The sequence below is a fragment of the Mesorhizobium sp. CA6 genome, from assembly GCF_020165035.1.
In the GTDB taxonomy this organism is placed as follows: domain Bacteria; phylum Pseudomonadota; class Alphaproteobacteria; order Rhizobiales; family Rhizobiaceae; genus Mesorhizobium.
In genome coordinates this window covers 19,998-33,438 of sequence record NZ_JAIUHI010000002.1, presented here as the reverse complement: position 1 = coordinate 33,438, position 13,441 = coordinate 19,998, and the positions used below count along the sequence as shown (strand labels likewise).

The 13,441-nt window shown below is 63.1% G+C and carries 7 protein-coding genes and 1 pseudogene; 4 read left to right on the top strand and 4 right to left on the bottom strand.

All coding sequences use genetic code 11. The features are described from left to right. Positions 1-1,988 precede the first annotated feature (1,988 nt). The 3 genes and pseudogenes from LB526_RS29755 to LB526_RS02390 form a co-directional block, all read right to left on the bottom strand. Positions 1,989-4,742: pseudogene (locus LB526_RS29755) on the bottom strand (FG-GAP-like repeat-containing protein); the annotation flags it as partial. Between the two features lie 239 nt (positions 4,743-4,981). Further along, positions 4,982-6,319 carry a hybrid sensor histidine kinase/response regulator gene (locus LB526_RS02395; RefSeq protein ID WP_224625945.1) on the bottom strand — a complete coding sequence of 446 codons (1,338 nt, stop codon included), beginning with the start codon at positions 6,317-6,319 and terminating at the stop codon, positions 4,982-4,984. Between the two features lie 6 nt (positions 6,320-6,325). Beyond that, positions 6,326-7,510, bottom strand: coding sequence for an FIST signal transduction protein (locus LB526_RS02390; RefSeq protein ID WP_224625944.1), 1,185 nt, complete (start codon positions 7,508-7,510; stop codon positions 6,326-6,328). 262 nt (positions 7,511-7,772) lie between these two features. On the opposite strand from LB526_RS02390, the gene LB526_RS02385 reads away from it, so the two are divergent. From LB526_RS02385 to LB526_RS02370, 4 genes are all read left to right on the top strand, one after another. Next, positions 7,773-8,273 carry a (2Fe-2S)-binding protein gene (locus LB526_RS02385; protein WP_140840520.1) on the top strand — a complete coding sequence of 167 codons (501 nt, stop codon included), beginning with the start codon at positions 7,773-7,775 and terminating at the stop codon, positions 8,271-8,273. Between the two features lie 133 nt (positions 8,274-8,406). After that, a complete protein-coding gene (locus LB526_RS02380; RefSeq protein ID WP_224625943.1) occupies positions 8,407-10,752 on the top strand; it encodes a xanthine dehydrogenase family protein molybdopterin-binding subunit in 2,346 nt (781 codons plus the stop codon). Positions 10,753-10,866: 114 nt separating this feature from the next. Next, the gene (locus tag LB526_RS02375) at positions 10,867-11,664 is read left to right on the top strand and encodes an FAD binding domain-containing protein (RefSeq protein ID WP_224522636.1); all 798 of its coding nucleotides are present in this window, start codon (positions 10,867-10,869) and stop codon (positions 11,662-11,664) included. A gap of 206 nt (positions 11,665-11,870) precedes the next feature. Next, positions 11,871-12,893, top strand: a complete 1,023-nt coding sequence (locus LB526_RS02370) for an acyltransferase family protein (RefSeq protein WP_224522635.1) — start codon at positions 11,871-11,873, stop codon at positions 12,891-12,893. Here the strand turns inward: LB526_RS02370 and LB526_RS02365 are convergent, their stop codons facing one another. Further along, positions 12,894-13,382: an SRPBCC family protein gene (locus tag LB526_RS02365; RefSeq protein ID WP_224625941.1), complete on the bottom strand. Its 489-nt coding sequence runs from the start codon at positions 13,380-13,382 to the stop codon at positions 12,894-12,896. Positions 13,383-13,441: the final 59 nt, after the last annotated feature.

The window sequence follows — 13,441 nt, the reverse complement described above, 5'->3', positions numbered from 1 at the left end:
GTGCCGGTGATGCGGCCAAGGTTGTCGCGGGCATATTGATCATCGAGAAGGATGGTTGCGCCCCTCGACGTGGTGACGCGCGTCACCCAGCGCCGGGTTGGCGAATAGGTGAAGGCGGTTTTTACCCCGTTGGCGTAGTTGATCTCCTTGGTTTGCCCATCGGCCTCATAGAGCGTCGAGGTGATGAAGCCGGATGCGGAGGCGAGCTTGTTGCCGGCTGTGTATTGCAGCGGCGCTGCGGCCGTGCCGAAGTCGAGTTGCACCGGCAGATATTGCGTGGCGATCGGCTGGCCGGAGGCATCGCGAGAGGTGATGGTGGTGTGGGTAAGCGTGCCGATGGTGGCATCCTGGCGCGCCACCTTGCCGAAGCCGTCATACTTGTAGCTTTGCGTGGCGGCCGGATTGGTCGAGGTGGTGAGCTGGCCGATGTTGTAGGAACCGGCAGATGCCTGATCGTAGGTGTTCTGGGTCAGCGTCACCGCGCTGCCGCCCGAGGCCGTTGCCGTCTTCAGCGTCAGCCGGTCCATCTGGTCGTAGCTCAGATTGGTGACGGTGCCCCTGGCGTCGGTCTGGCTGACGAGCCGGTTGGCGGCATCGTAGACGTAAGCCCAGGTGCCGAGATCGGGATCGGTCGCCGACAGCCTGTTGCCGAGCATGTCGTAGCTGTAGGACCAGGTCGAGCCGCCGGGGTCGGTGACCCCGATCAGCCGGCCGAGCACGTCGTAATTGCGGTACTCGGTCAGCGCCATGCCAACCACGTCACGCACCACTGCTGTGGTATCGCCGCGCGTCGAGGTTACGGTCTCGGTCTGGTGGCCAAGCTCGTCGGTAAGCACCACGCCAAAAAGCCACGGATTGAAGGTGCCTGTCGCGGTGGCGAGATAGTGCAGGTAAGTCCGTTGGCTGGCATCCGGATTGACCGTCGCCACCAGCCGGTCGGCCCAGTCATAGGAGTTGGTGGTCCACTGTGCGGCATCGCCGACGAACCTTGGGAAGGCGGTGCGCAGCACATTGGAGCGCTGATCGTAGTCGGTGTCGGCAATGCGCCTTGGACCAGCCGCCGTCTCTCCGGGCGTCTCGACCCGGTAGACCCGGCCGAGCCCGTCATAATAGGAGCGGGTGAAGTCCTCGCCGGCGCCGTTCGGCAGCGGGGTGTATTTGACCAGCGCCTGACTTGCCGGATTGCCCTCGTTCTCGAACCGCGTCTTGGCATAGGCGCCGGTGACGCTCTGCGAGACCTGGTAGGGCCGGCAGAAGGGATCGTAGACAAACGTCTTCACCAGGCCGTTGGGGTCGGTCCTGGTCGAGGGCTGCCCGCAGATCGCGTTGAAGGTGGCGCTCGAGACGAAGCGGGTATCGGCAGCCTGGCCGCCGGTGGCAAAATAGCGCGGCGCCCGCTCCGTCACCGGATAGAGATGGTAGGTCGCGTCATAATCCCACTCGGTCTTGTGGCCGAGGCTGTTGGCGGCCGAGATTTTGTTGCCAAAACTGTCATAGGCAAAATACTGGTCGGTGGCGCTGCCCGTTGTGGCATCGCTGAAAGTCTTCACCCAGGTCAGATTACCCTTGGTCGGCACGGCCCAGACATCGGTGTTGCCGTCATAATAGTTATGCTTGTAGCTGACGTAGGGATCGCTGCCGGTGAGCCCGGCATGCGTCCGCTCGGCAATCAGTGCAGAGACGATGTAGGCCGACGTGTTGGGCGAGAAGAAGCGCTCCGTCCAGGTCTCGTCGCCGCTGACATCGGTGCGGCCATAGTCCTTCAGGCTGACGATGTTGTTGTAGGCGTCGAAGCCGCGCTCGACCCGCAGCGTGCGCGTGACATTCTCGTTCAGCGTCGTGTCGGTTGCCGTGTTCTGCACGGTGTAGGGTTTTGATGCCGTATTGACGGCATAGGTCTCGGCGACCTGCCTGCGCACGACACCCGCGCCATCCTTCCACACCGTCAGCGACGGCAGGCCGTAGCTCGCCAGGTCCTGGCGATAGCTGGTCGTCACCGTCGGTGCCGCCGTCTCGCCATTGGCCAGCGGCTTCGTCTCGACGATCGAGGCAAACCCTAAGAACTTGCGCGCCGCAGGATCGTATTTGCCGCCGGCATATTGGTACGTGCTCACCGACGTCTGGCCGCGGCCGTCGCTCACCGACAGTTTTGTCACCGCATGCACCAGCTGCGGCAGGTAGTTGTTCGTCCAGGTCGATGACGGCGCGTACTCGACCGCCACCGTGCCGCCGGGCTCCGTCACGATCTGCTTCACAAGGTTCGGATTGCCCGTCCCTGCATTCGAGATGAACATGCTGCTGTAGTTGGTGAAGTCCGGCAGGCCGTCCCCGTTGAAGTCGCCGACAACAGTGCCCGCCGTCAGCGAAACCGGCATATTGAATTGAACCGGCGTCATCGATGTCGACGAGGGGCGCAGCGAGAACACTCTCACCGTGCCGGTTCTACCCGACTGCGACGTGATCGTGCCACCAATGGTGATGACGTCGATACGTCCATCGTTGTCGAAATCGCGCACGACAGCAGAGGTGCCCGTTATCGACCCCACGGTATAGCTCTTGAAACCAACCCCGGTCGAAAGCCAGACTTGGGTATTGCCGCTGGTGCCGTTGTAGAGGACCACGTCGGTCGCGCCATCACCATTGACGTCGGCGAGCACGCAACTGCCTGGGCCACCATCGTAGGCGCCGGTGGAGCATGCAATGGAGAACGCGGTCCCGCCCGGCTGCCATTTGCCGTTCGAAAGCACGCCCTTCTTTATGGACGAGCTAGCCACCAACAAAGGCAATTGACGGCCATTGCCGAGAAAATCGCCCACGCCGAGATTTGGGCTTGTATTGGCATTGAGGGCATCGATGCCATCGCCATCCGCATCAGCCACAGTGGCCGCATCAGATGCCGAAAAACTAAAACCTGGGGCAATCGGCAGGGCATCGCAAACGGCCTGATAACCGGTCGGTGGGCATCCGGCTTTGGTCAGCCCCAGCGCAGCATCCGTCGTGATGATCCATTTGATCGCTGTGTAGGTAACTCTACCGGTAGCGCCGTTGACATATGGTTGGATCGCCGAGTCGGCAAAATCCATCGTATTCTTGGAGGCCAGAAAGCGACCGGGTTGCGAAAAATATAGCGGCGGATTTGAATCGGTGTTGGACCCGGTTAACGTTTCAAGCGGAAGTGACACCGTGCTGCCAACGGAGCCGTTGGTGTTGAATTTGTGAACGTACTTTGTCCGTAGCAGTCCATTGGTACCATTCTGTTGCGACCCGATGATTACGTTCTGGATACGATCGCCAAAGATTTCGTCGCGGCCGTCGAAATTCAAATCGCCGACCTGTCCTGGTCCGAACTTAGAGGGCGCGCCAGCCACCGTCCCATACACCCCATCGGTGTTCTGATAGGTCATCTGGGCGATGACCTTGGATGTCCCGCCGGTGATGGTGCCGTCTGGGGCGATTGCCGCGTCGGTGCCGTAGCGGGTGACCTGGGTCAGCCGCGAGGCATTGGAGAACGGCGCCTGGTCATAGGTGAGCTTGTAGGCGCCGCGCACCGCGCCGGAGACCGTGATGCCGATCGTCTTGATGCGCTGGCTGGTCTCGGAGATGTCGCGGCCATTGCCCATCAGGATCAGGTCCGGACGGGTCTCGTAGTAGAAGCTGATGCTGGCGCCGTTATAGGTGATGCTTGACGGATAGCAGGTCGGGCCTGCCGGACATGTGTAGCTGTAAGAGACCGTGTTGCCGTTGGTGTCGGTGACCGAGGTCAACAGCCAACGATAGCTGAAGGCCAGGTCATAGGCCGGCGTGCCGGCTGCCGGATTGAGGTTGGCGATGGCGCCGACCGAGCGGAAGGTCGAGACTGTGCCATCCCGGTCCGTCACCTTCCATTCATTGGTTGAGCCGTTGAGCGCAATGCGGCGATAGCTCTCATTCTCCGTCGCATGCGTGCCGCCGGTCGAGCAGGACGGCGAGACCATGCCGGCGACACACGCCACCATCGCCTGACCGTCGAGCAGGAAGATGTCGTTGGCATCGTAGGCCGGCATGCCGTAGCCGGGCGTGGCCCGCTCGATGACATCGATGCCGTCCAGACCCCAGGCATAGCCCAGCCAACCCTGGTAGAGGCCGCCGAGCTTGGTCTTGTGCGAGGAATTGTAGTTGAGCGCAATCTGCGGCTCGATGCCATGGAAGGCGGGCACGTCGATGGCAATCGAATAGCCGAGATTGCCGTTGCCGGCGGCCTTGGGCAGATCGACCTTCGGCGTGCCGATCGCTTCAGGATCGCCGCTCGTGGTTGTTGTCGTCGTGGCGGCTGCGGTTGCCACCGTTTGCGCCGCCGGCTCTTCGGGTGCAGCCTCGGTTTCGCCGGTCTTGGCCGCCTTGCCAGTTTTATCCGCGCCTGTCGTCTTGCTATCAGCGGCCTTGCTGCCATCCGTGGCATTGCCATCAGCGTAGTTGGCATTGTCCGGTTTGGCGCCGACCTTGGATGCCGCATCCGGGCTGCCGGTGGCTTGCGTGGTCCCGGAGCCGCCGCCTGAAGGCGAGTCGGCAGATGTTGCCGGTCCGCCCGCCTGGCCGCCCGATCCGAGCGCCGCGCCGCCATTGTCGAAGCCGGCAGCGGGACTTTGCGTCCCTTGCGCGAAAGCTACCGAATCTGCACTTCCGCTAATATAAGAGACGAAAGAAACATCCGCACCAAAAACGCCAGCGGCAAGCAGAGCCGCGCCAAAAAGGAACCGCTTCATGAAATCCCCCGATCCGTGTTTCTTACATTTAGCTTGGCGCCATCAACCGAATACAACGGAAACTTGTCTTTGACGCCTTATCCACAACTTTAATTTTTGGCGTCAAAATGCATAGGCAGGTGCGATGCGGCTTCGGCCAAATTGTCGTGCGTCCGAGACTTATATAGCGGCCTGGCTACGTACTATCTTCGAACGCCGATGGTTCTTTTGTTTTCCAGCGACAGAAGAGGGCAGTGGCCCTAAGCCAGCAAATGCGCCAGCAGCGCGCGTAGTTGCGCCGGCTTCAGCGGCTTGCGCATCAGCTCTATGCCGGCGGCGCGGGCGGCCTTGGCGACGGGCTCGGAGCCGTCGGCGGTGACGATCAGCGCCGGCACGGTCCGACCGAGATAGTCGCGCACTTCGGCGATCGTTGACGTGCCGAGGTCGCCGCCGTCGAGATGCTGGTCGGCGATGATGATGTCGGGCACCCACGCGGTGTCGCCGAGCAGGTCGAGCGCATCGTCTGTCGAGGTCGCGGCGCGCACCAGGCATTGCCAGCGCTCGAGCAGAGAGGTCATTGCCGAGAGCACGTCCATGTCGTTCTCGACCAAGAGCACCTTGGTGCCGAACAGGCCGTAGCCGCGCGGCCGCTCCATGTCGGCGGCGGCCATCGCCGGTTCGGCCGCGGCCATGCCGACAGGCACATCGATATGGAAGATGGTGCCGCGCCCGACCTTGGAGGAAAAGGTCACCGGATGGCCGAGGGCGGCCGCCATGCGGCGCACGATCGCGAGGCCGAGCCCGAGCCCGCCGGCGAGCCCGGCGTCGGCAAGCGTGGACGTGCCGCGGTGGAATTCCTCGAACACCGCCTCACGCTGGTCCTCGGGGATGCCGCAGCCAGTGTCGGCGACGTCGATGCGGATGGTGTCGCCGCGATGCCTTGTGCCGACCAGCACGCCGCCGGAGCGGGTGTAGCGCAGCGCGTTGGAGAGGATGTTCTGCAGGATACGCCTGAGCAGCGTGCGGTCGGAACGCACCGCGACATTGACGGGGCGGAATTTAAGCGACAGGCCTTTCTTTGCCGCCTCGGGAAGAAAGTCCGAGCGCAGCGAGGAGAACAGCGCTTCCAGGCTGACGTCGCCGATCTCGGGCTGCACCACGCCGGCGTCGAGCTTGGAGATGTCGAGCAGCGTGCGCAGCAGGTCTTCCATCGTCTCCAGCGAGCGCTCGACCTGGCGCACCAGCTTCCTGCCTTCATCGCTGGCCTGGACCTCTGCCAGCGCCGAGACCGACAGATGAGCGGCATTCAGCGGCTGCAGCACATCGTGGCTGGCGGCGGCCAGGAACCTGGTCTTGGAGAGGTTCGCCAGTTCGGCGCTCTCCTTAGCCGCGCTGAGGTCGATGTTCGACTGCTCGAGCCGGCGCAGCGTCGCGTGCAGTTCCTCGGTACGGTTGCGCACCCGGTTTTCCAGCGAGATCGCGGTCTGGAACAGCGAGAAGGCATTGCCCTGCTGGTCCATCGAGCGCTCGACGCGGCTGACCAGCGCGGCGTTGATCTTCTTCAGCCTTTCGAGGTCGTCGATGTCGCGAAGCGGCATCTGCGCTCACTCGGCTGCCTGGCGCTCGCCGAAGGCGATGCCGGTAAAGGTCTGGTTGAGGTGCATCGAACGATACTGCTCGCCATAGGTGCCGAAGCCGATGACCTTGTTGGTCCGGTAGAGCTCGGAGATATCGCGAAAAACCTGGCGGTTGCGCGCGTCGAGCCGGCGCAGCACGCAGTCGAAACCGAGGATCATGTCGATGCCGCCGAGACGATGCTCGACGTCCTGGAGAGCGGTGCGCGTCGCTTCCACCATGTTCTTGGGCTGAGCTATGGAAAGCACCACGCCGTCGTCGATGGCGCAGAAAAAGGATAGCGAGCCGTCGGGATGCATGCGCTGGATCGAGCGGCAATAATATTCGCCGCCGACCTTCACCACCACGGGGTGCGAGGCAAAGCTCAGCGGCGTCAGCGTCTGCGGCACGATGCCGACGGAGGCGGCATATTCTTCCGCCGCGTTGGTGGCGTTGAACTCGCGCACGACACGATGGTCCGGGTCGGACGCCGTCACCACCAGCTTCTCGTCGGTCGGAATGAAATTGTCGGTCTTGAAGACGTGGAAGGGGATCTCGGTCGCGACCAGCACGACGATGGCGCTGTCGGACGCGACCGTGCCGTTGGCGATCAGCCTCGTCGTCTCGAATTTCAGGTCGTCGCCGGCCGAGCCGCCAATCAGCGGAATGTCGTCCAGCCCCCAGTGGATGGCCGATGTAACCGCTTCCTCGGCATAGGACAGCCCGTCGATGAAGCATAGCGCGAATATGTTCTTGGCCCGATCCTGGCCGACGCGCCCGCGCAGCAGGCGCCGCAGCGAGGCGACCTCGCCGGTGATCCGGTCCATGCCCGACGAGGAGAGGTTCTCGACCATGGTGGCGACGGTCGAAAACGATGCCGACGGCAGAAGCAGGGCAAGGACATGTCCTTCTTCCAGCCCCTGCGGCGTGATCTCGCCGGCGGTCGAGCAGCCGGCATAGGCAAGCAACGGAGCGTGTACCTTCAACGCCTGCGCGAGCGCCGCCGCGTCGACCAGGCTCTGGGAGAAGAACAAAAGCGCGAAACCGGCGTCGACGATCGCCGCTTCGGCCGCGATGGCCCGGGCAAAAATATTCGGATCGGGCTCATCCGTGGTGAGCGCCGAAAGGCCCGATGCATAGCGTGTGCTAGAACTGGCCAGCCGCCTTCTCCGCAATTTCCTCCAACGCTGATTATGCGTGTCTTTTCTTATGCGTGTCAGGCACGCTTCGCGTCGAGGGCATCTTTGCCCTCAATCCCTGATTTGGCAATGGGCCGGGCGGCATGCTCAACAGCTTGTCGGCCATGACCGAAAGTACAAGGGGCGGAGCGCTGGCAGCACTGTTTTGCCCGTTGTACGGTAGGCAAATAGCGCGCTGCCGAAGCACAGGCACGGCATCGGCAAGGCGAGGACCAAGGTTAATACCCAGGGAGGCTGCATGTCGGACGTGTCGTTGACTGTGAATGGGAAACGGGTCAGCGGTAGTACCGAAGACCGAACGTTGCTGGTGCATTTCCTGCGAGAACATCTCGGCCTGACCGGAACGCATGTCGGCTGCGATACCTCGCAATGCGGCGCCTGCGTCGTGCATGTCGACGGCCGGGCGGTGAAGTCCTGCACGATGCTCGCCGTTCAGGCTTCGGGCTCGAGCATCGTCACCATCGAAGGGCTGGCCGACGGTGCCGAGCTGCATCCGGTTCAGGCCGCGTTCAAGGAGCATCACGGGCTGCAATGCGGCTTCTGCACCCCGGGCATGATCATGGCCGCGACCGATATGATCGCGCGCCACCCGCAAGGCCTCGACGAAGCGATTGTGCGCGCCGAGCTCGACGGCAATATCTGCCGCTGCACGGGCTACCACAACATCGTGAAGGCGATCCTCGCCGCATCGGAGGCGATGTCGAAGGGCGCCAAGGGCAAGGCGAAGCAGGCAGCGTGAGATGAGTGAGTAGTGAGTAGCGAATAGTGAGTAGCGAATGGTCAGCGTCTCTGTGACCGACCCGTACTCCAACTCTTTTCCTACTCACTATTCGCTACTCACTACTCCCCTAAATTCCGGAGGAATTTCCGCAATGGGTATCGAAGGCGTCGGCGCCCGCGTGGCGCGCAAGGAAGACAAGAGGTTCATCACCGGCGGCGGCCGCTATGTCGACGACATGGTGGTCCCCGGCATGAAGCATGCGGTGTTCGTGCGCAGCCCGCACGCACATGCGCAGATCAAGAAGATCGACGTGAAGAAGGCGCAGGCCATGCCGGGCGTCGTCGGCGTCCTGACGGGCAAGGAGCTCAAGGCCGACGGCATCGGCAATCTGATCTGCGGCTGGATGATCCATTCCAAGGACGGAACGCCGATGAAGATGGGCGCGTGGTCGCCACTCGCTGCCGACAAGGTGCGCTATGTCGGCGACGCCGTGGTGGTCGTCGTCGCCGAGACCAAGGGCCAGGCGCGCGATGCGGCCGAAGCGGTCGAGATCACCTATAAGGAACTGAAGGCCGTGGTCGATGCCACGAAGGCGATCCAACCCGGCGCGCCGCAGATCCATGCCGAGGCAGAGAACAATCTGATCTTCGACTGGGAGCTCGGCGACGCCAAGGCGACCGACGCGGCGATCAAGTCGGCGGCCCATGTCACGCGCATGAAGATCGTCAACAACCGGCTGGTGCCGAATGCGATGGAGCCGCGCGCGGCGCTAGGGCACTACGACAAGGCCGAGGATCACTATACCTGCTGGACGACGTCGCAGAACCCGCATCTCGCGCGGCTGGTGATGAGCGCCTTCTACAACGTCGCTCCGGAAAACAAGCTGCGCGTGATCGCGCCCGATGTCGGCGGCGGCTTCGGCTCCAAGATCTACATCTATCCGGAAGAGATCGTCTGCCTGTGGGCATCGAAGAAGACCGGTGTCCCGGTCAAATGGGTGGCCGACCGCACCGAAAGCTTCCTTTCGGATGCGCATGGCCGCGACCATGTCTCGACGGTGGAGATGGCCTTCGACAAGGACAACCGCATCACCGCTCTCAAGGTCGATACGATAGCCAATCTCGGCGCCTACATGTCGCTGTTCTCGTCTTGCGTGCCGACCTATCTCTATGCGACGCTGCTGTCGGGCCAGTACGACATCCCGGCGATCCACGCCAATGTGCGCGCCGTCTACACCAACACGGCGCCCGTCGATGCCTATCGCGGAGCTGGGCGGCCTGAGGCCACCTATGTGCTCGAGCGCACGATGGAGACCGCGGCACGCGAGCTCGGCGTGTCGCCGGCGGAACTCCGACGCCGCAACTTCATCACGTCCTTCCCGCACCAGACGCCGGTGATCATGAACTATGACGCCGGCGATTATAACGCTTCGCTCGATGCGGCGATGAAAGCCGCCGACTATGCCGGCTTCACCAAGCGCCGCGCCGACGCCGCCAAGCAGGGCAAGCTGCGCGGCATCGGCATGAGCTGTTATATCGAGGCCTGCGGCCTGGCGCCGTCATCGGCGGTCGGCTCGCTCGGCGCCGGCGTCGGCCTCTGGGAATCGGCGGAGGTGCGCGTCAATGCCGTCGGCACGATCGAGGTGCTCACCGGCTCGCACAGCCATGGCCAGGGCCATGAGACGACATTCGCGCAACTGGTCACCCAGCGCTTCGGCGTGCCGATCGACTCCGTCTCGATCGTGCATGGGGACACCGACAAGGTGCAGATGGGCATGGGCACTTATGGCTCGCGTTCCGGCGCCGTCGGCATGTCGGCCATCGTCAAGGCGCTCGACAAGGTCGAAGCCAAGGCCAAGAAGATCGCCGCGCATCTGCTGGAGGCGGACGAGGGCGACATCGTCATCGAGAATGGCGAGGTCAAGGTCGCGGGCACCGACAAGAGCCTGCCCTGGTTCCAGGTGGCGCTTGCCTCCTACACCGCCCACAATTTGCCGGCGGGCATGGAGCCAGGGCTAAAGGAGACGGCCTTCTACGATCCGTCCAACTTCACCTTCCCGGCCGGCTGCTACATCTGCGAGGTCGAGATCGATCCGGAGACCGGTACGACGGAGATCATCCAGTTCGTCGCGGCCGACGATTTCGGCAACATCATCAATCCGATGATCGTCGAAGGGCAGGTGCATGGCGGCATCGCCCAGGGCGTCGGCCAGGCGTTGCTGGAAGGCGCGCATTACGACGCCAGCGGCCAACTGCTGACGGCAAGCTACATGGACTACACCATGCCGCGCGCGGCCGACCTGCCGTCCTTCAAGGTCTCGACCTCGAACACGCCGTGCCCGGGCAATCCGCTCGGCGTCAAAGGCTGCGGCGAGGCTGGCGCCATCGGTTCGCCGCCGGCGGTCATCAACGCCATCACAGATGCGCTCGGCGTCGTCGACATCGCCATGCCGGCGGCGCCCGCCACGGTGTGGTCGGCCATTCGGGCGAAGCATTGAATAGCGAATAGCGAACAGGGAGTAGCGAATAGGGAAGAGGAGAGCGATGCGGCAAATGGATAATCCTACTCGCTATTCGCTACTCCCTATTCGCTCCCAAGGGAGAAAAGAGACATGTATTCCGTCAACTACCATCGCGCTTCCTCCGTCGCCGACGCCGCAAGGCTGCTGAAGAACGGCGACGCCAAGCTGCTCTCCGGCGGCATGACGCTGATCCCGGCGATGAAGACGCGGCTCGCGGCACCGTCGGACCTCGTCGACGTCTCGCGGCTGAAGGACCTGCAGGGCATCAAGGTGTCCGGCAAGACCGTGACCATAGGTGCCGCGACGACGCATTACGACGTCTCCACCGACGAGAAGCTGAGGAAGGCCTGCCCGGCGCTTGCACATATGGCATCGCTGATCGGCGACCCGGCGGTGCGTTACAAGGGCACGATCGGCGGCTCGATCGCCAACAACGATCCGGCGGCCGACTATCCGGCGGCATTGCTGGCGCTGGGCGCGACGATCGTCACCAACAAGCGCGAGATCGTGGCGGACAAATTCTTCAAGGGCCTGTTCGAGACAGCGCTGAAGGACGGCGAGATCGTCACGGCGGTGAGCTTTACCGCTCCCGCCAAGGCGGCCTACCAGAAATTCCGCAACCCGGCTTCGCGCTACGCCATCGTCGGCGTGTTCGTGACCAAGGGCAAGGACGGGGTGAGGGCGGCAGTGACAGGCGCCGGCGAGGACGGCGTCTTCCGCTCCAAGGAAATCGAGGCAGCGCTGGCGAAGAATTTCGATGTCGCGGCGCTCGGCGGCCTCAAAGTGTCGGCAAAGGGGCTGATGAGCGATATCCATGCTTCCGCCGATTACCGCGCCAATTTGATCGCGGTGATGGCCAAGCGCGCCGTGGCCGCAGCCAACGCCTGAACGGCGACGCCATGCATGAAAGAAGGGGCCTCGCGGCCCCTTTTTCTTTCGCCGCGGCAACGGTTTAGGCGCAAACGCCTGTCGAATTGCGGCTTCGCACTTGCACAAAGTTATCCCGCACTGCAAAATAAATCCGGCGGGAATACCAGATGGTCCAGGCTGCGGGCAATGTTTCGCATGCGAACCTCGAGTCGCGAAGGCACGGTATGACCGACATCTCCGCAGCGTCCGTTGTCCTGCCGCGGGCCGCGACCGACAGGGAAGCCAGGGCAAGACTGGCCTATCTCGACGGTTGGCGAGGCTTGTCGATCGCCATGGTGCTGGTCGGCCATTTCTTTCCGGTCCCAGGGCTCAATCTCGGCGTGCTCGGCGTCGAGTTCTTCTTCGTGCTGAGCGGCCGGCTGATGGGCGAAATCCTGTTCATCGAGCGCTTTCCGCTGAAGAAATTCTTCAAGCGCCGCTTCTCGCGCATCTATCCAGCGCTGCTAATGTTCGTGATTGCCGCCATGATCGGCCTGACCGGAACCTTCATCGCCTTCAAGTGGAAAGCGGCGCTGACGGCGCTAACCTTCACCTACAATTACGCCGGCGTCCTGATCACCCGCGCCGGCGCGCTCGACCACATCTGGTCGCTCTGCGTCGAGGAGCATTCCTATATCCTGCTGGCGCTGATCAGCGTGGTGGTTACCGGTCGGGCGAATGTCGTGCGGCTGCTGGTGGTGCTGGCGCTGCTGGCGATGGCCAACGGCGCCATTTCGTACGGGGTTCTCGGCATGGGCTATGAGACTACCTACTGGCGCACGGACGTGCATATCGCCTCGATCCTGCTATCGGCCGCGATCTGCCTGCTCAAGGCCGACGGGCGCCTGCCGGCTTTCCTGCAAAACCAGCATGTGGCGCTTGCGGCGGCGGTTGGCGGCGTGTTGCTGTTCCTCGATCCGGTGCCGACCACGATCCATTATCTTGTCGGCGTGCCGCTGCTGGCGCTCGCTGTCAACACGCTCGATTTCGCGGGGGGCTACCTGACGGGGCCGTTGTCGTCGCGGCCGATGGTGATGCTGGGGCTCTGGTCCTATTCGCTTTATCTCTGGCAGCAGCCTTTCTACAAATTCGTCGATGAGCGCGGCAGCGCGACAATCCCGATGCTGGCGGCCGTGTTCGCCTGCGCGCTCGCGAGCTACTACATCGTCGAGAAACCCGCCCGCGGCTGGCTCAACCGAAACTGGTGATTAAGCAGTTTTCGTCGCTCGTTGTGCAGCGAGGTAGCGGCGGAGCCCGGCTTCGCCGCGCGGCGTGGTCCAGCGATGGTTCCAGGCGAAGGCTGATCTCAGAATCGGCGCCAGAAGTTTGAGGATCGGCCTCTCGACCGTGACCTGCCAAACCAGATCGACATGGGTGCCTGCTCCGGACGGCGACAGCTCCGCCCGCCACAGGCCGTCGAAATCGCCGAAGGTCTTCACCACCACCAGCCGGCCGGGGTCGAGCTCGGCGGCCTCGATGATGAAGTTCAGCTCATAGGGCAGGGCGCCGCGCGCTCTCGCTTTGGCGCGCGCACCGACGACGCCCTTGCCCTTCCTGTCGAGCGGCTCGATCTCCTTGTAGGCATCGCCCCACCAGAGCGGCAGAAGCTGGGCGTCCGACAGCACGTCCCAAACTTCCTGCGGCGTGCCTTCAGGGATGTCCCAGCTTTCGTCGAAGCGGAAGACATTGCTCGCCATGACGTCCCCCCAACCAGCGGAACGGCCATATTAGCTGCGGCTTGTTTTCCTTGCCAGCG

Excerpts from the sequence above, each read along its gene's own strand:
- LB526_RS02395 (WP_224625945.1), bottom strand. The coding sequence starts at position 6,319 with ATGCCGCTTCGCGACATCGACGACCTCGAAAGGCTGAAGAAGATCAAC.
- LB526_RS02385 (WP_140840520.1), top strand. The coding sequence starts at position 7,773 with ATGTCGGACGTGTCGTTGACTGTGAATGGGAAACGGGTCAGCGGTAGT.
- LB526_RS02380 (WP_224625943.1), top strand. The coding sequence starts at position 8,407 with ATGGGTATCGAAGGCGTCGGCGCCCGCGTGGCGCGCAAGGAAGACAAG.
- LB526_RS02375 (WP_224522636.1), top strand. The coding sequence starts at position 10,867 with ATGTATTCCGTCAACTACCATCGCGCTTCCTCCGTCGCCGACGCCGCA.
- LB526_RS02370 (WP_224522635.1), top strand. The coding sequence starts at position 11,871 with ATGACCGACATCTCCGCAGCGTCCGTTGTCCTGCCGCGGGCCGCGACC.
- LB526_RS02365 (WP_224625941.1), bottom strand. The coding sequence starts at position 13,382 with ATGGCGAGCAATGTCTTCCGCTTCGACGAAAGCTGGGACATCCCTGAA.